This window comes from Campylobacter sp. CCS1377, from assembly GCF_040008265.1.
GTDB lineage: Bacteria > Campylobacterota > Campylobacteria > Campylobacterales > Campylobacteraceae > Campylobacter_D.
This window is the reverse complement of sequence record NZ_CP155620.1, coordinates 1,278,251-1,296,272: the sequence shown is the minus strand read 5'-3', so window position 1 is coordinate 1,296,272 and position 18,022 is coordinate 1,278,251. Positions and strand designations below refer to the sequence as shown.

At 31.0% G+C, this 18,022-nt stretch carries 19 protein-coding genes; 9 read left to right on the top strand and 10 right to left on the bottom strand.

What is annotated here, in order from left to right:
- The first annotated feature begins 40 nt into the window (after positions 1–40).
- From AAH949_RS06520 to AAH949_RS06510, 3 genes are read left to right on the top strand one after another with little or no spacing between them, the layout of a single operon-like run.
- The gene (locus AAH949_RS06520) at positions 41–1,174 is read left to right on the top strand and encodes an efflux RND transporter periplasmic adaptor subunit (RefSeq protein WP_134238062.1); all 1,134 of its coding nucleotides are present in this window, start codon (positions 41–43) and stop codon (positions 1,172–1,174) included.
- Entirely contained in the window at positions 1,174–4,296 is a 3,123-nt protein-coding gene (locus tag AAH949_RS06515) for a multidrug efflux RND transporter permease subunit (protein WP_348518285.1), read from the top strand. The genes AAH949_RS06520 and AAH949_RS06515 overlap by 1 nt, the downstream gene beginning before the upstream one ends.
- Positions 4,289–5,731 (top strand): TolC family protein, encoded by a 1,443-nt coding sequence (locus tag AAH949_RS06510; protein WP_348518284.1) that lies wholly within the window; start codon positions 4,289–4,291, stop codon positions 5,729–5,731. Before AAH949_RS06515 ends, AAH949_RS06510 begins: the two co-directional genes overlap by 8 nt.
- Before the next feature lie 5 nt (positions 5,732–5,736).
- On the opposite strand, the gene cmeU is transcribed toward AAH949_RS06510, so the two are convergent.
- The gene (cmeU, locus tag AAH949_RS06505) at positions 5,737–5,991 is read right to left on the bottom strand and encodes a CmeU family protein (protein ID WP_134238059.1); all 255 of its coding nucleotides are present in this window, start codon (positions 5,989–5,991) and stop codon (positions 5,737–5,739) included.
- 96 nt (positions 5,992–6,087) lie between these two features.
- On the opposite strand from cmeU, the gene AAH949_RS06500 reads away from it, so the two are divergent.
- Positions 6,088–7,428 carry a coproporphyrinogen III oxidase family protein gene (locus AAH949_RS06500; RefSeq protein ID WP_348518283.1) on the top strand — a complete coding sequence of 447 codons (1,341 nt, stop codon included), beginning with the start codon at positions 6,088–6,090 and terminating at the stop codon, positions 7,426–7,428.
- Positions 7,429–7,434: 6 nt separating this feature from the next.
- Here AAH949_RS06500 and hemJ read toward each other — a convergent pair whose 3' ends face one another.
- The 4 genes from hemJ to AAH949_RS06480 form a co-directional block, all read right to left on the bottom strand.
- Complete coding sequence (hemJ, locus tag AAH949_RS06495; RefSeq protein ID WP_348518282.1) at positions 7,435–7,881, bottom strand: protoporphyrinogen oxidase HemJ; 447 nt, start codon at positions 7,879–7,881, stop codon at positions 7,435–7,437.
- Positions 7,865–8,332, bottom strand: coding sequence for a signal peptidase II (gene lspA / locus AAH949_RS06490; RefSeq protein ID WP_134238056.1), 468 nt, complete (start codon positions 8,330–8,332; stop codon positions 7,865–7,867). The genes hemJ and lspA overlap by 17 nt, the downstream gene beginning before the upstream one ends.
- Positions 8,325–9,662 (bottom strand): phosphoglucosamine mutase, encoded by a 1,338-nt coding sequence (gene glmM / locus AAH949_RS06485; protein WP_134238055.1) that lies wholly within the window; start codon positions 9,660–9,662, stop codon positions 8,325–8,327. The genes lspA and glmM overlap by 8 nt, the downstream gene beginning before the upstream one ends.
- Positions 9,663–9,779: 117 nt before the next feature.
- Positions 9,780–10,808: a cytochrome-c peroxidase gene (locus AAH949_RS06480; RefSeq protein ID WP_348519145.1), complete on the bottom strand. Its 1,029-nt coding sequence runs from the start codon at positions 10,806–10,808 to the stop codon at positions 9,780–9,782.
- Positions 10,809–11,000: 192 nt separating this feature from the next.
- Here AAH949_RS06480 and plsY point away from each other — a divergent pair, with 192 nt between their 5' ends.
- The 5 genes from plsY (at position 11,001) to AAH949_RS06455 (ending at position 14,545) form a co-directional block, all read left to right on the top strand.
- Complete coding sequence (gene plsY / locus AAH949_RS06475) at positions 11,001–11,612, top strand: glycerol-3-phosphate 1-O-acyltransferase PlsY (RefSeq protein ID WP_348518281.1); 612 nt, start codon at positions 11,001–11,003, stop codon at positions 11,610–11,612.
- A complete protein-coding gene (locus AAH949_RS06470) occupies positions 11,597–11,914 on the top strand; it encodes a dihydroneopterin aldolase (RefSeq protein ID WP_348519144.1) in 318 nt (105 codons plus the stop codon). The genes plsY and AAH949_RS06470 overlap by 16 nt, the downstream gene beginning before the upstream one ends.
- A 101-nt stretch (positions 11,915–12,015) precedes the next feature.
- Complete coding sequence (gene hsrA, locus AAH949_RS06465) at positions 12,016–12,687, top strand: homeostatic response regulator transcription factor HsrA (protein WP_134238053.1); 672 nt, start codon at positions 12,016–12,018, stop codon at positions 12,685–12,687.
- Positions 12,688–12,836: 149 nt separating this feature from the next.
- A complete protein-coding gene (locus AAH949_RS06460; RefSeq protein ID WP_134238052.1) occupies positions 12,837–13,082 on the top strand; it encodes a YfhL family 4Fe-4S dicluster ferredoxin in 246 nt (81 codons plus the stop codon).
- Positions 13,082–14,545, top strand: coding sequence for a Ppx/GppA phosphatase family protein (locus tag AAH949_RS06455; protein ID WP_348518280.1), 1,464 nt, complete (start codon positions 13,082–13,084; stop codon positions 14,543–14,545). Before AAH949_RS06460 ends, AAH949_RS06455 begins: the two co-directional genes overlap by 1 nt.
- Here the strand turns inward: AAH949_RS06455 and AAH949_RS06450 are convergent.
- The 5 genes from AAH949_RS06450 to trpB all read right to left on the bottom strand — a co-directional run bounded on the left by AAH949_RS06450 (position 14,542) and on the right by trpB (position 18,018).
- A complete protein-coding gene (locus AAH949_RS06450) occupies positions 14,542–15,306 on the bottom strand; it encodes a hypothetical protein (RefSeq protein ID WP_348518279.1) in 765 nt (254 codons plus the stop codon). The two genes, AAH949_RS06455 and AAH949_RS06450, sit on opposite strands and share 4 nt — an antisense overlap.
- Positions 15,306–15,608: a flagellar motor switch protein FliN gene (gene fliN / locus AAH949_RS06445; protein ID WP_134238049.1), complete on the bottom strand. Its 303-nt coding sequence runs from the start codon at positions 15,606–15,608 to the stop codon at positions 15,306–15,308. The genes AAH949_RS06450 and fliN overlap by 1 nt, the downstream gene beginning before the upstream one ends.
- On the bottom strand, positions 15,593–16,027 hold the full coding sequence (locus AAH949_RS06440; RefSeq protein WP_134238048.1) for a hypothetical protein: 435 nt from the start codon (positions 16,025–16,027) through the stop codon (positions 15,593–15,595). Before AAH949_RS06440 ends, fliN begins: the two co-directional genes overlap by 16 nt.
- A gap of 67 nt (positions 16,028–16,094) precedes the next feature.
- Entirely contained in the window at positions 16,095–16,844 is a 750-nt protein-coding gene (gene trpA / locus AAH949_RS06435; protein ID WP_348518278.1) for a tryptophan synthase subunit alpha, read from the bottom strand.
- Positions 16,837–18,018 (bottom strand): tryptophan synthase subunit beta, encoded by a 1,182-nt coding sequence (gene trpB / locus AAH949_RS06430; protein ID WP_348519143.1) that lies wholly within the window; start codon positions 18,016–18,018, stop codon positions 16,837–16,839. Before trpB ends, trpA begins: the two co-directional genes overlap by 8 nt.
- Positions 18,019–18,022 lie beyond the last annotated feature (4 nt).

Sequence of the window (18,022 nt, the reverse complement as noted above, 5' to 3'; positions counted from 1 at the left end):
ATTGGTTACGAAATAAAAAATTAATAATAAAAGGTAGAATATGAAATTTTTATCGAAATATACAGTTTTGGTTGTATCAAGTTTATTGTTACTAAGTGGGTGTGATAAACTCAAGTTAATGTTGGATAAAAATGCAACAAAAACTCAACAACAGAAGAAAATGCCACCTCAAGCTGTAAGTGTTTATGTGGCAAAAGCTGAAAATATACCTTTAAGTTTTTCTTATCCGGCAAGACTTGTAACAGATATGGATGTAATTATCAAGCCAAAAGTAAGTGGTGCGATAGTGAAGAAGTATTTTAAAGCTGGTGATAAGGTAAAAAAAGATGATAAGCTTTTTTTGATAGAACCTGATAAGTATAAAGCTAGCGTAGATATGGCTATTGCGGAAGTTGCACTTGCAAAGTCTACTTTAAGTAATGCTAAAAAAGAACATGAAAGAAATAAAGTTCTAATTGAAAAAAAGGCTATTTCTCAAAAAGATTATGATACGACTTTAGCTGCCTTCAATAACGCAGAAGCCACATTAAAGAACGCAGAAGCAAAATTACAAGATGCTAAATTAGATCTTGGATACACTGAAGTAAGTGCTCCATTTGATGGAATTTTAGGTGATTCTTTGGTTGATGTGGGTGATTATGTTAATGCTACCAGTTCTGATTTGGTAAGGATTACAAATTTAGATCCTATTTATGCAGAATTTTATATTTCTGATACAGATAAATTAAATATCAATCGCAATTTAAAAACAGGAAAATGGGAATTGAAAAACATCGATACTCAAATTGTGGTGAGTGGAAAAACCATTACAGGAAAACTTGATTTTATCGACTCTATAATTGATGCCAATAGTGGAAGCGTTAAAGCAAAAGGTAAATTTAAAAATAAAGATGGCAGTTTACTTCCTGGAACTTTTACCACAATTACAACTGAAGGTTTTGTTCAAAAAAACGGTTTTAAAATTCCTCAAATAGCTATTTTGCAAAATCAAAATGAAGTGTATGTTTATACCTTAGTTAATGGTAAAGTTGAAAAAAGTCCTATTAAAATTATTTATCAAAATAACGAATATGCCATAGTAAGCGAAGGTGTAAAAAATGGAGATAAGATTATTATGGATAATTTTAAAAAAATCAGAATAGGCTCAGAAGTTGTTGAAGTTGGGAGCAAATAATGTTTTCTAAATTTTTTATAGAAAGACCAGTATTCGCTTCTGTTGTGGCGATTATTATTTCCATTGCGGGTATAATTAGTTATATGAATTTACCTGTAGAGCAATATCCTTCATTAACACCACCAACTGTTAGCGTGAGTGCAACTTATACAGGAGCAGATGCGCAAACTATTGCCTCGACTGTCGCAACACCTATAGAAGATGCGATTAATGGGGTTGAAAATATGATTTATATGGATTCAACTTCAAGTTCTTCGGGACAAATGAGATTAACTGTTTATTTTAATATAGGAACAGATCCTGATCAAGCTACGGTAGATGTTAATAACAGAATTTCAGCCGCTACCGCAAAATTACCTGAAGCAGTTAAAAAGCTTGGGGTTACAGTTAGAAAATCCTCCTCAAGTATTTTGCAAGCTATTTCCGTGTATTCAACCGATGGCAGTATGAGTGCTGTTGATGTGTATAATTATATTACTTTAAATATTTTAGATGATTTGAAAAGAGTACCTGGTGTGGGTGATGCTTTTGCTATTGGAAATAGAAATTATTCTATGCGTATATGGCTAAAGCCTGATTTATTAAGCAAATATGGTGTTACAGCATCTGAAGTTTTAGCTGCGGTTAATGAGCAAAATGCACAGTATGCTACAGGGAAAATTGGAGAAGAGCCTGTTGTGCAAAAATCTCCAAAAGTGTTTTCTATTACTATGCAAGGAAGGCTTCAAAATCCAGAAGAATTTGGCAATATTATTTTAAAAGTTAATGAAGACCGATCATTTTTGCGACTAAAGGATGTTGCGAATATAGAACTTGGTTCACAACAATATAGCTCACAAGGGCGCTTAAATGGAAATGATGCGGTGCCTATTATTATTAACTTGCAGTCTGGGGCTAATGCGGTTAAAACAGCTGAATTGGTGGCAAAAAAATTAGAAGAATTATCCAAGAGTTTTCCACAAGGTCTGTCTTATAAAGTGCCTTATGATACGACGATTTTTGTTAATGCTTCTATTAAAGAAGTGATGAAAACTTTTGCAGAAGCTTTGGTACTTGTTCTTATAGTAATGTATTTGTTCCTTAAAAATTTCCGTGCGACTATTATCCCAATGATTGCTGTGCCAGTTTCTATTTTGGGGACTTTTGCTGGTTTATATGTTTTAGGATTTAGTGTAAATTTGCTGACTCTTTTTGCTTTAGTTTTAGCTATTGGTATTGTTGTTGATGATGCTATTATTGTGGTTGAAAATATAGATAGAATTATGCACGAAGAACCAGATATTACTATCAAAGAAGCAGCTATTAAGGCGATGCAAGAAGTTGCCTCTCCTGTTGTTTCAATAGTATTGGTTCTTTGTGCTGTGTTTATTCCTGTTGCTTTTACTTCAGGTTTTGTTGGACAAATTCAAAAACAGTTTGCATTAACTTTGGCAATTTCGGTTGCTATTTCGGGTTTTGTGGCTCTAACTTTAACTCCATCTTTGTGTGCTTTATTTTTAAGACGCAATGAGTCTAAGCCTTTTTATTTTGTTCAAAAATTCAATGATTTTTTTGATTGGTCTACCAAAGTTTTTAGCGCAGGGGTTGCTTTTACGCTCCGAAGAATAGCCATATTTTTAATTCTTTTTTGTGTGATGTTGGGTGGAACTTATTATCTTTATAAGCAAGTTCCAAATTCTTTAGTGCCTCTTGAGGATCAAGGAACGGTAATGAGTATTATTAATCTACCAGCGGCTTCATCTTTGTATCGAACTATAGAAGAAGTGGATAATCTTTCTAAAGAAGTAATGCAAACTAATGGAGTGCAAAGTAGTATGGCTATGATAGGTTATGATTTGTTTACAAGTTCTTTGAAAGAAAATGCAGCAGCAATGTTTATTTCTTTGGAAAATTGGAATGATAGAAATGTTAGTTCTTTTGATATCATTGCACATTTAAGTAAAAAATATGCAGGTGATAGAAATGCACAAAGTTTCTTTGTAAATCCACCTCCAATTCCAGGTTTGAGTATCACTGGTGGCTTTGAAATGTATGTGCAAAATAGAAGTGGAAAAAGTTATGATGAAATTCAAAACGATGTAAATAAAATGCTTGAAGTAGCAAGAACAAGACCAGAGCTTGCCAATGTTAGAACAACTTTAGATACAAGTTTTCCGCAGTTTAAATTGGAAATTGATCGTGATAAGTTAAAACTTTACGGACTTAATATGCAAGATGTTTTTGACACTATTAGTTCAACTATTGGGACTTATTATGTTAATGATTTTACAATGTTAGGAAAAAATTTCCAAGTTAATGTTAGGGCTTTAGGGGATTTTAGAAATACCCAAGAAGCACTTAAAAATATTTATGTAAGATCTAATGATGGTTCTACTATAGCTTTAGATTCAATTTTAACTTTAAAAAGAAGTGCTGGACCAGATGATGTGAAGCGTTTTAATCTTTTCCCAGCGGCTCAAATTCAAGGCGATCCTGCTATGGGATATACCTCGGGACAAGCTATTACTGCCATTAGCGAAGTAGCTAAACAGACTTTAGGCGAGGATTATTCTATTGCTTGGTCAGGTTCAGCTTATCAAGAAGTAACAAGTAGTGGTGCGGGCTATATTTCTTTGATTTTTGGTATGGTTTTTGTATTTTTGATCTTGGCGGCACAATATGAAAGATGGCTCATGCCAGTTGCTGTTATTACAGCTGTTCCGTTTGCGGCTTTTGGATCTTTGCTTTTTGTGTGGTTTAGAGAGTTAAACAATGATATATATTTTCAGACAGGACTTTTATTACTTATAGGACTTTCAGCTAAGAATGCGATTTTAATTGTTGAATTTGCAATGGAAGAGCATTTGAAAAAAGGTAAGAGTATTTTTGATGCATCAGTTGCTGCAGCAAAATTGAGATTTAGACCAATTGTAATGACTTCTTTAGCTTTTGGTTTTGGAATTTTACCTTTGGTTTTTGCTTATGGTGCAGGAAGTGCTAGCCGTCACGCTTTAGGAACTGGGCTTTTGGGCGGTATTATCGCAGCTTCTACTCTTGCTCTATTTTTTGTTCCATTGTTTTTCTATATTTTGGAAAGCTTTAATGCTTGGTTAGATAAAAAACGAGGAAAAATTCATGAATAAGTTTTTAGTATTTTTATTGGGTTTTTTGATTGTGGGTTGTAGTTTAAAACCAGAACTTGTAGAGCCAGAAGCAAATTATACACCTGTGGTTGAAAACAATTTTAGCTATGATAAAGAATGGTGGAAACAATTTAACGATGAAACTTTAAATTCCTTAATGCAAAAGGCTTTAGAAAATAATACTGATTTAAGAATCGCTTTTGTAAGACTTGAGCAGGCTGCGGCAACTTTGGGCATAGATCGTAGCAATCTTTTTCCAAAGCTTGATGCAAATGCCGGTGCAAGCAGAGGAAAAACTCAAGCAAATTCTACAAATACACAATCAGGACAAAGTAGAGTGGGTAACAATTTTAACTTGGGTTTGAATTTAAGCTATGAAGTGGATTTGTGGGGAAAATATCGCGACACTTTTAATGCTTCAGAGGCTGCTTATACTGCCAGTGCTTATGATTATGAAGTGGCTTATTTGACACTAACGGCTAATGTCGCAAAGACTTATTTTAATGTTATAAAATATGCCAAACAAGTGCAAATTTTAACCGAAACAGTTCAAGCTTATACTATGACTTATGAGTTAAAACAAGAGCAATTCAATGCTGGCGGGATTAGTGAATATGAGCTTTATCAATCAAAAGCAGAGTTAGATAAAGCTAAAGCTATGCTTGTTAGTACTCAGGTGATTAAAGATTCTAACGAAAAAGCTTTGATGATACTTGTATCAAGCACTATGGATGATATTTTATATAAAAGCATAGAAGCTAAAGAATTAAATGAGTATGCAATTGAAATTCCACAAGGTATTACCAGTGAAGTATTGCTTTTAAGACCTGATGTTAAGGCAGGACTTAAGAGATTGGAAGAGAAAAATTATCTTGTAGGTGTTGCAAGAACAGCTTATTTGCCGAATTTATCTTTAACAAGTTTGCTTGGTTTTGAAAGTAGGGATTTGGATACTTTGGTTGAAGGTGGAAGTAAAACTTGGAATGTAGCAGGGAATTTTTTAATGCCTATTTTTCATTTTGGAGAAATTAGCTCAAGTGTAGATCTTGCAAAACTTACGAAAGATGAAGCTTTTTTAAATTATGAAAATATTTTAAAGATGGCTTTTGGAGAAATCAGAACAGCACTTAATGCAAGAAGCGGTGCCTATGAAAATAATCAAAATTATGCAAATTTACTTGAAGCTCAAAGTAGAATTTATGAATTAGCACAATTTCGTTATGAGAATGGAAATTCTGCTTTGATCGAACTTTTGGATGCGCAAAGAAATTATTTGAGTGCGAGAATTTCTTATTCTGATTCTAATTTTGATTTGATTATTGCTATTGTTGATGTGATTAAGGCATTTGGTGGTGGTTTTAATGCTAGTGAAAATTTGATGCAAGGCGTTGAGGAAAAAAGCAATCAATTAGATATGAAATTTAGAGAGCAATAAACTCTCTAAAAATTTTTATCCAAATCTTCATGTTGAATTTCGTAAGCTTGATATATGCTAGGTAAGAGTTTTCTCATAGCATAGTCAAAATGATAAAAAGTTTCATATAGTTCTTTTGCATCTATGTTTTGTGCTTTTTGAAAGTCAAAAACCTCTGTGTTGTTAATCTTTGGTATGTGTTTATCAAAAAGTTTATAAAATTCTGCTCGACTTTTAAATAATGAATTTAACTTTTCAATTATTTCGCTTTTATTTTTCATTTTTACTCCTTTTTATTTATTATATAAAATTTAAGTATTTTTTTTAAAAAAATTGTTAAAATTAGCCTTTTATAAATACAATTTATGGAAAATTGAATGAATTTTATACAAAATTTAGCTTTAAAATATTCTCATATAATGATGCAGCAATCTTTAAGAAAAGGTTTTAATGTTAAACTTTTAAAACAAGGGCAAGAAAAAATTCCTAATTCTAGCAAAGAGTATATGCTTTATGCTCACATTCCATTTTGCCATACTTTTTGTCCTTATTGTAGTTTTCATAAATATTACTACAAAGAAGATTTGGCAAAATATTATTTTCAAAGTCTAAGGGAGGAAATCAAACAAATTAAAGATAAGGGCTTTGATTTTACTTCTATGTATGTTGGGGGTGGGACAACTTTAATCAATGAAGAGGAATTGATTAAAACTTTAGAGCTTTGTAAAAAGCTTTTTAATATCAAAGAAATTTCTTGCGAGAGCGATCCAAATCACATAGATCCAAAAAAACTTTCTATGTTTAAAGGACTTATAGATCGTTTGAGTTGTGGAGTGCAAAGTTTTGATAATAGAATTTTAAAAAAAGTAGCTAGATATGATAAATTTGGTTCTAGTGAATTTTTGCAAGAAAAAATTTCTAAAGCACTTGGAATTTTGCCTATTTTTAGTATTGATTTGATTTTTAATTTTCCTTCGCAAAGCAAAGAACAACTTTTAAGTGATTTGATAATTGCTAAAAAATTGGCTCCACAGCAAATCACAACTTATCCTTTAATGAAATCAAATCTTACAAAAGAAAATATTGCTAAAGCTTTGGGTGTAAGCATTAAGGATAATGAATTTGAATTTTATCAAATAATACGCGATTTTTTTAAAGACTATCAGTGTAATAATGGCTGGAGTTTTTCTTTAGAAAAAACTAAGTTAAACGATGAATATGTAGGTTCTCATCACGAGTATTTAGGTGTGGGTAGCGGTGCTTTTAGCTTTTTAGATGGGGAGCTCTTAATCAATGCTTTTAATTTAAATGATTATTCTAATTTTGTAAGACAAAAACAAAATGCTAATATCGCAAAGGCAAATTTTAATAAAAAAGAGATTATTAAATACTGTTTTTTAACCGAAATTTTTTCAGGAAAAATCGAAATTAAAAAATTTAATCAAACTTTAGAATGTGATTTAAAAAAAGATTTATACATAGAATTATTAGGTTTAAAATTTGCTAATGCTATTTATGAAAAAGATGGTTGTTTGTATTCAACTTCTTTTGGACAGTATCTTTTTGTCGTTTTGATGAAAGATTTTTACACGGGTATGGATCTTGTTCGTGCTGTATTTAGAGATGATGTAAGACTTAAAAATAAAGATTATATTGATATCATGAAAGAAAAAGTTAATCCGCTAAATTCTGCTAATATGGAATTTAAAGCGGATTAAAATTGATTAGAATGGTGTAAGAATCATCATTGAAATAATACCTATTAGAAGCAAGGTCGGTATTTCATTGTAAGCTCTGAAAAATTTACCACTTTTTTTACAAGTATCATTTTTTAGTTGTTTTAAATAGCGCAAATTATCAAAATGATAAAGCAACAATAAAATAGCAAAAAGTAATTTTGCGTGAATATAGCCATGACTTAGTAAAATTTCTTTATGTACTATGAGCATTAAAATTCCCGTTAAAACAGTAATAATCATAGCTGGATTTTGTATGTAATAATAAAGTTTTTCTTCTTGAATTTTTATCACTTTTACAAAACCCACATTATCTTTATTTTCGCTATGATACACAAAAAGCCTTGGTAAATAAAAAAGCCCAGCCATCCACGAAATAAAAGCCAAATAATGCAACCATTTTACCCATTGATAATATTCATTTATAATTTCCATTTTTTTCCTTTTTATGAAAAATTTCTTTTATTAAAATCAGAATAATGCCAAAGTTGATAAACACATCAGCGACATTAAACACAGCAAATTCAAACCATTTATGCCAAAAAAACATATCTACAACTCCACCGTGTATAAAACGGTCAAATAAATTGGAACTTCCCGCGCCTAGTATGATGCCAAAAGCCACAAGATGGTCCTTTAGAAAATTTTTTTGCCACAAAAGATAAATAAAAAGTACCACAATTAAAGCTAAATGTAAATATTTTAAATAATGCTTCAAAAAACTAAGCATAGAAAAAGCAACGCCTGTATTTAAAGCGTAAGTAAAATCTAAATATTCACTTTGCCATCTCAAGCCTTGCAGAGTTAAGGATTTTACCCACTGATCTAAAACAAAAACTAAAAGAAAGCTTGAAATAAAAATTAAAATAGTTTTTATTTTATCCATTCAATGCTTTCATAAAAAAGCTTTCAACAGCTTTCATTTCTTTTTCTAAAAGCTTAATATCTTTTGCTTCAAGCAATAAGCGTATTAAATTTTCTGTACCTGAATACCTAAACAAACTAGCAATTCCTTTTTTTTCTAAATCTTTTTTCAACTCTTCCAAACCTGCAAGCTTGCTTAAGTCTTTTTTCTCTGAAATTTTAAGATTATGTAAAAGTTGTGGGTAAGGCTTAACTTGATTTAAAATTTCACTTGCACTTTTTGCTTCACTAAGCATTAAAGCACTAAATTGTAAAGCAGCTACCAAACCATCTCCAGTTTTTGCATAGTCACTAAAAATAATATGCCCACTTTGCTCTCCGCCAAAATTTCCACCACATTCTTTGAGTTTTTCAAGTACGTATTTATCGCCTACATTGCAAGTTTCATGTGTGATTTTATGTTTGCTTAAAAACTCTTTTAAAGCACCATTACTCATTATAGTGCTAACTACGCTTGATTTTAGCTTGCCTTGTTTTTTCAAAAATAAAGCTAAAACACCTAAAAGACTATCCCCATGAGCCACTTCACCTTTTTCATCCACAACAACCAAACGATCCGCATCCCCATCAAAAGCAAAGCCCACATCTGCTCTAAATTTTTTTACTTCTAAGGCTAAATTTAAAGGATGCAATGCTCCACAATTTTCATTGATATTTAAACCATTTGGCTTATCATTGATCACAATTACATCTGCACCAAGTTCTTTAAAAACCGTAGGTGCTACCTTATAAGAAGCCCCATGAGCCACATCTAAAACAACGCGCAAAGATTTTAAAGTCAGCTCTTTAGGAAAAGAATTTTTTATAGAAACAATATATCTTCCTATCACATCATCAATTCTTTTTGCTTGACCAATTTGTGATTTTGTTGTTCTTGCTTCTTCTATGAGTTTATCATTAAAATAAATTTCTTCTATTTTTGCTTCTGCTTGCTCATCAAGTTTATTTCCATGTGCATCAAAAAATTTAATGCCATTATCATAGTAAGGATTATGCGAAGCTGATATCATAATCCCTGCATCACAACGCATATCTTCAGTTAAAAACGCAATAGCAGGTGTTGGCATAGGGCCTATTTCTATAACATTATAACCTATAGAAGTAAGTCCTGAAACGATAGCATTTTCTATCATATAACCGCTTCTTCTTGTGTCTTTTCCTACTAAGATATTGTTTGTAAGGGCTTTATCTTTAAAATAAATTCCAGCAGCCATAGCAAGACGCATTGCTAAAAAACTATCTAAAAATTCACCCGCCTTGCCACGAACACCATCTGTCCCAAAAAGTTTCATTTTTCCGCCTTTTTTTAAAAAAATAAGAAGTTATTATAGCAAGTTAATATAAAGAAAATTTAATCATGTTTTAAAATATAGAAGAGTATTTAAAAAGCCCCCAAAAAGGGGAGCTTTTTATAATTCAGGTTTTGGAGTTTTTTCCGTAGAAACTGGAAGTTGTGGGTAAGTAATTACCGGTTTTTCGCCTGTTAAAGTATGTAAGAATTTTTCTATGCTTTTAGCTTCTGTATCAGAAATTTCGATACCAAGTTGAATACTCCCCATTTCTTTAATCGCTTCAGTCAAAGACCAAATTGCACCATTATGGAAATATGGAGCTGTCTCGGCAACATTTCTTAAAGTAGGAGTTTTAACCATACCATTTGCATCACCTTTAAAGTCTCCAAGATTGGCAAATTTATATTTGTTTGCTACTTCAAATGCTTGCATTGTGCCGCCAAGATTTACACCGTTATGACAGGTTGCACAACCTTTATCTAAAAAGGTTTTTAAACCTGCTTGTTCTTCTTTGGTAAGAGCGTTTTTATCGCCTTCTAGGAATTTATCAAATTTTGAAGGAGTGATTAAAGTTCTTTCGAAATTTGCAATAGCATCGGCAATATTATCAAATGTTACACCTTCTTTGCCATAAATTTTTTGGAATTCTTGAACATATTCAGGTAAAGATGAAATTTTTTCTACAGCTAACTTGGCTGGGGTTGCCATTTCAGGTTCTGCTTCAATAGGACCTTTCGCTTGATCAGCTAAAGTGCCTGCACGACCATCCCAAAATTGAGCTGAATTTAAAACAGAATTATAAACTGTTGGGGAATTTAAATGGTGAGGATTTGCTGTCCATTTATGTCCTACAGCTGCTGAAATTCCATCTGCTCCACCTAAACCGAGATTGTGACAGGTGTTACAGGATATTAATCCGCTTTTTGAAAGTCTTGGTTCGAAATATAATTTTTTACCAAGTTCCGCTTTTTGTTCGCTAAATTTACTTGCCTTGATTTGATTTTCTTTCAAAATAAGATCAATTCCTTTTTGATCTTTTGGTAATGGTGCCAAGCCATAATCTTTAGCTTCTTGAATTAAGTCTGCAGCGTTTGCACAGATAACAGAAGCAACTAAAGCCGAAGATAAAGTCGAAAGTAGCTTTATCATTTTTCCCTCCTAATTGATAATTTTTGTCAGAGACAAGGAATTATAAATCTAAATTTTAAATATAAAACAAAATAAACTTTAAATATAATATTTTTTTTATTTAAGTGAGTATATTTGTAAATAAGTATTTTTTTACCTTATTTGAATTATAATTTGAATTTTTAAAATATATTGTTTAAGGTTTATGTGATGGAAAATTTAATACTTTATGCTTTGGCTTATTTGCTCGGTTCTATCCCTTTTGGACTTATTTTGGCAAAAAAATTTGCTAAAATTAAAATCACCGACTTAGGTTCTAAAAGCATAGGTGCGACAAATGTATTAAGAGTGGTAAAAGAGATTGATCCTATTTTGGCTAAAAAGCTTGCTATAGCAACTATTATTTTGGATTTTGCAAAAGCTGCTTTGCCTTTGTTATTAATGAAATATTTAGGATTGAGTGATGGAATTTTATGGACTTTTGGTATTTTGTGTGTTTTTGGTCACTGCTATTCTGTATATTTGCTTTTCGAAGGAGGCAAGGGGGTAGCAACAGGAGCAGGGGTTATGGCTATAATGCTTCCTTTGGAGCTTTTGAGTGCATTTATTGTATGGTTTATTGTAGGGAAAGTGTTTAAAATTTCTTCACTAGCATCTTTGTTTGCACTCGTTGTATTTGTTACAACTTCATTTATATATCATTATAATATGCCGATAATTGATACGCATGCACCTGTTATTATCATTGCTTTTATAGTGCTATATAAACATTCATCTAATATTAAAAGATTGGTGTGCAAAAAAGAATGCAAAGTTATATAAAAATAAAAATAACTTTTAAGTGTATTATTGGGCTTTTAGACTTTGAGCGTAAAAAAAAACAAAAAATTATAGTGAAATTTAGAGCTAAATCTGATGAATTTTTAGATTATGCTGAAATTTCTGAGTGGATAAAAAAAAGCTATAAAAAGTATCAATTTAAAACTATAGAAGAATCTTTAGAATTTATTGTTGTAAATTTTAAAGATAAGTATAAAAAAGCGACTTATGTAAAAATTGTGACTTGCAAACCACGAATTATTAAACATGCTAAAGTAGGGGCAATTTTAGAAAAATTTTTTTAAAATTTTTTTAAAATTTTTTTAAAATTTTTTTAAAGTTTTTTGAATATTTACTTAAATTGTGTTATAATCCGATTTAAAAAGTCTTTTTAAGGATATAAAATATGAGAATTTTAGTTATTGAGGACGATATAGCGCTAAATAAAACTATGATCGAAAATCTTAATGATTCAGGTTATCAAAGTGATTCTTCAGAAAATTTTAAAGATGGAGAATATTTTATAGGGATTAGACATTATGATCTAGTAATTATGAGTTGGACTTTGCCTGATGGAGATGGTGGTGATTTAATTAATATTATTAAGCAAAAATCTCCAAGAACCGCAATTATTGCTATTTCTACAAAAAATGATAAGGATAATGAGATTAAGGCTTTAAGAGCTGGAGCAGATGATTATGTGGCAAAGCCTTTAGATTTTGATATCTTGCTCGCAAGAATTGAAGCAAGACTTCGTATGGGTGGAACTAATGTGATTAAAATAGATGATTTGACAATAGACCCTGATGAAGAGAAGATTACTTATAAAAATCAAGAGATAGAACTTAAAGGAAAACCTTTTGAAGTATTGACTCATTTAGCCAGACATTCCGATCAAATTGTTTCTAAAGAGCAACTTTTAGATGCCATTTGGGAAGAGCCAGAGCTTGTAACTCCAAATGTTATAGAAGTGGCAATTAATCAAATTCGTCAAAAAATGGACAAACCTTTAAATATTTCTACTATTGAAACAGTTCGCCGTAGAGGTTATCGTTTCTGCTTTCCTAAAAAATCATAAGCGATTTTCCCTCTATAAGAGGGAAGATACTATACAAAAAGCCACTTGAAATAAATTAAATCTTACTATTTTTGGAATTTTTATATTATATTTAAGTTTTTTATAGTATAAGTCTAAACATATCTAAAAATTTGAATTGGAGAAAAATTATGTCGCTTTTAATTACAAAAGATTGTACATGCTGTGATTCTTGTAAGGAAGAGTGTCCTGATCAAGCTATTTATGAGGGTGATCCTATTTATATTATCGATCCTGATTTATGCAGCGAGTGTGTCAATGATTTTTCAGAGCCTGCTTGTGTTGTTGCATGTCCGCAAGATTGTATTATTCCTGATCCTGATAATATCGAAACAATAGAAGAACTTCGTTTAAAAAATCAGCATAAAGATGATTAATGGCTAAAAGAACCGCTGTTGTTGATCTTGGCTCGAATTCCATTCGTATGGTGGTTTTTGAAAAAACTTCCAGATATGCTTTTCATGTAATTGGCGAATATAAACAAAAAGTAAGATTAGGTGAAAATGCTTACAACAATGGTAAAATATTGCAAGCCGAGGCAATGTCAAAAGCCGAAGAAGTCCTAGCGTTTTTTAAAGAAAAGGCAATAAAAAATAAATGCAAAAAAATGCTTATAGTTGGAACTTCTGCTTTAAGAGATGCACCAAATTCAAAAGAATTTATTAAAAGAATTTGGAATAACTTGGGATTGCATATTCGTTGCATTGATGGCAAGACAGAATCATATTTGGGCGGTGTAGCAGCCGTAAATTTATTGGGTGGATTTGATAATGCTACAACTTTAGACATTGGTGGTGGTTCTAGCGAGCTTTGTTTAATTAAAAATGGTAAGATTGTTGATGCTTTATCTTTAGATATTGGAACGGTTCGTCTAAAGGAATTATTTTATGATAATAATAAGCAAGAAAAGCTTGAAGAATTTTTAAAACCCATATTGGGACTTATCCCTAGCCACTTTAAAAATGAAAATCTTATCGCTATTGGTGGAAGCTTAAGGGCGATTTCTAGCTCCATTATGCAAAAGAATTCTTATCCTTTAAAAATTTTACATGGCTTTTGTTATCTTTTGAAAGATGAAAAAGCTCATATTAATAAAATCTCAACAGCTTCCCCAGATTTTTTAGCTAATTGTGGTATTAAAAAAGATCGTTTTGATACCATTCAAGAAGGAGCTTTGATTTTTTTAAAAGTGATTGAAAAACTAGGCAGTAAAAGAGTAATTACAAGCGGAGTAGGGGTGCGCGAAGGGGTTTATTTGCAAGATTTATTAAGGCCTTTGCATACTTTTCCTGCGTCATTTAATCCTAGTATTAAATCTCTACAAGATCGTTTTTTTTGGGATAAAAAGTGTGTTATACCTTATTATGCTACGCAAATTTTCGACAGTTTAATTTCTGTTCATAATTTACAATCAAGCTATAAGCAAATTCTTATCTGGGCGGCTAAATTATCTTATATTGGTAGATATTTAAATTTTTATTTTTCCAATGAACATTCTGCTTATATGGCTTTGCATGGTTTAAATTATGGATTTACGCATGAACAAAAAGTGTTAATTTCTGTATTAATTAGATTAAATGGCAAAAAAATTACCCCTTATAATCTTGATCCCTATCAAAGTTTATTGCCTGATACTCAAGTTATTGTGTGGTTAAATTTTATTTTGGCTTTAGCTAAGATTATTGCTGTTTTTTCACATGATTGTAAAAAAATTCATTTTAATTATACGCAAAATGTTTTACATATTTATGTAAATTCTAAGCTTGAAATGATAAGTGATGAAATTAAAAAAATCAATAAGCCCATTTCTGTAAATTTAATTTACAAAGAAAATTTTTAATTTTGTTTTTGCTTTTTGAGTATTAAATCTTGAATTTTTTGTTTGTTGGACTCAAATAGAGAATCAAAACTTTCTTCCTTTTTATCTTCTTCATTATGTTCTTTTTTATCTAATATTATATTATTGTGCCCTAAGATTAGCGTGTAGCGTTGATTTTCATAGTCTAAAATAACAAATCGATTATATTTATCTAATTGTTTTTGAAACACTATATGAAACTGTTTTTCAAAGGATTGGTTTTTCTTAGATAAAGAATGTTTTAGCCACCAAAGCAATAAAGATAGAAAAATAAGAATTGCTATTACAACAATATAGCGAAACATATTAAATTCGTCTTGCGTATTTTGATTTGCTAAATTTAATGTTTGGGTGCTATTAGTTGTGGTCTGATGATTAACTTCTGTTTCTTTAGGAAGGATACGAATTCTAAGACCAAATTTATCATTAATGCTACTTGTATTAATATTAATATCTTGTTTTGTTTCTAACATGATAAGAGTTCTGTTATTTTTTGCACTGATTTGAAGTTGTTTAATTAAATTTGAATTCAATTGTTTTCTTTCTTCTTTGGAGTAACTTAAATCTTCTAAGGCAATCAATGTATAATTTCCATCTTTGCTTTGGCTTACTACTCCATTATAAGCATTGTCAAAGCTTAGCATAAGATCAATTCTGTTATCTCTGTCATAGATATTTATCGTTTGAATTTCTGTGCCAAATATTGAAGAAAAGGATAGTAGGATAAAAATTAGATATTTCATTAGCTTTCTTTTTTGAAATATTGTAAAACACTTTTAGAATCTAAAATTTCATTAATTCTAATTGCAAGGTTTTTTTCATAAACCATCACTTCGCCTTTTCCAAAAATTCTTTTATTGATATAAAGCTCAACACTTTCTCCAGCTGGTTTTTCAAGATCTATAACCGATCCTACTTCTAATTTCAATAGCTCGCTTACTTTCATGTTTGTTGTGCCAAGCTCGCTGACAAAATCAACTGTTATATCTAAAATATCTTCATAAGATTGCAATAAACCTGCATGATTTTCTAATTCTTCTGCCATTTTTTATAACCTATTCTAAAGGAATATCCTTTTAATTCAAAGGTAAGCGCTTCATCTAAAGTGATTTTTGAAAACTCAATCTTTCCAAGATACTCAGGTACTCCAAGCTTAAATTCATCATTGCCTTTAGCATCGTTAAGTAGATTTTTTGCATAACCTACAATTTGATTAGCACATTCTTTGCTAAGATCGCACCAATCATCTTCTTTCATTTTAGCATTATTTAAAAGAACGGTTTTAAATTCATTGAGTGTTTCTTGATGAAAAAATAAATAAAAATTATATTCTCCCTCGCTTTGACTTATGATGGGAATAGATGCACCATATAATTCCCCATCTATGCTCTTAGCTTCTTTGAGTTTAAAATTTAAAATATGTTCACAAAAATGGATAATTGAATATTCAAGAATTTTTAGCATCATTAATCCTTTAAAAATAAATACTTTTATTATAATCAATGAAAAATAAAAAATTAATTTAATTTTTTTATTTTTTAAAAATTTGCTCTATTTCGTCTAATAATTCTTGATCTTTTTTATCTTTAAATAAAGCTACAATACTTGTTCCAACTATCACTCCATCGGAGATTTTGCGAATTTTTTTCACATCTTCATTGTTTTTTATACCAAAGCCTGCGAAAATAGGTAATTTGGTATATTTTCGAATTTTTTCAATTAAAGATTGAAGTCTTTGTTCGGCAAGTTTTTCTCCGCCTGTAATCCCAATGCTTGCTACAGCATAGATAAAACCACTTGTTCTTGTAAGAATTTGCTTGATTCTTTCTTCTGGAGTGGTGATACTAATAAGGGCAATTAGGGCAATACCTTGTTTTTGACATTCAATAAACAATTCTTCATTCTCTTCAAAAGGGAGTTCGGGAACGATTAAACCTTTGATTCCTGCTGATTTTGCTTTTTCTACAAAGGCTTTAATGCCATAAGAAAAAATAAGATTATAATAAACCAAAAAAACCAAAGTTTTAGAAGTGCTTACATTCTCTAAAATTTTAAATACTTCATGGATACTAGTACCTTGATTTAAAGCTTGTAGAGCTGCTTCTGAAATAATGCGCCCATCAGAAATTGGATCAGAATAAGGAATGCCAATTTCTAAAATATCAATAGAACTTTGATCTAAAGAATTTAAAAATTTTTCACTTTCCTCAAGATTAGGATAGCCCATTACCATATAAGCCACATTGGCATTTTCTTGATAAAATTCTTTAAAATTAACCATAAATTTTTCCTTTTTCATAAGTTCTAATCGTATCCATATCTTTATCTCCTCTGCCTGAAAGATTGACGATTATAGTATTTTTATGTTTTAAACGAGGGCATATTTTATCTAAAAATGCTAAGGCGTGCGCGCTTTCTATGGCAGGGATAATGCCTTCTTTAAGACAAAGTAATTTTAAAGCATTGATGCACTCATCGTCATTAATGGCATGATATTCTACTCTTTTGGTTTCAAATAAATGAGCATGCATTGGTCCAACACCAGGATAATCAAGTCCAGCAGAAATACTATGCACAGGCAAGATATTTCCTAAATCATCTTGTAATACTTTGGTTTTCATGCCATGTATAATCCCATCTCGTCCTTTTGTGAGTGTTGCAGCATGATAAGGCGTGTCAATCCCAAGTCCAGCAGCCTCTATACCTATAAGTCTTACTTTTTTATCGTTTAAAAATTCATAAAAAATTCCTGCAGCATTACTACCTCCACCTACTGCTGCTATGATAATATCTGCATTTTTGCCAAGTTTTTTAAGTTGCTCTTTGCATTCTTTTCCTATGATGCTTTGAAAATGAGTGACCATTTTTGGGTAAGGATGAGGACCTACCACACTTCCAATAACATAAAAAAGATTTTCCACATCACTTACCCAAGCTTGAATTGCCGCTGTAGTGGCTTCTTTTAAGGTTTTTAATCCAAAATCAATCGCATTAACTTTAGCACCCAAAAGTTCCATTTTATAAACATTTAAAGCCTGTCTTTGCACATCTAAAGTCCCCATAAAAATTTCGCATTCCAAGCCAAGTAGTGCAGCTGCAGTTGCTGTAGCAAGTCCATGTTGTCCAGCGCCAGTTTCAGCTATTATTTTTTTCTTACCCATTTTTTTAGCTAAAAGTGCCTGTGCTAAGGCGTTGTTTATTTTATGTGCGCCAGTATGATTTAAATCTTCGCGTTTAAGATAAATTTCGTGCCCATAGTGTTTGCTAAGATTTTTTGCATGATAAAGCGGAGTTTTTCTGCCAACATAGTTTTTAAGTAAATTTTTAAGTTCTTTTTTAAAATCTTTACTAAAAGCAATTTTATAATAAGCTTTTTCAAGTTCATTAATCGCATTCATAGCGGTTTCTGGTAAAAATTGTCCGCCAAAATTTCCATAGTAGGATTTTTTATTCATTGTT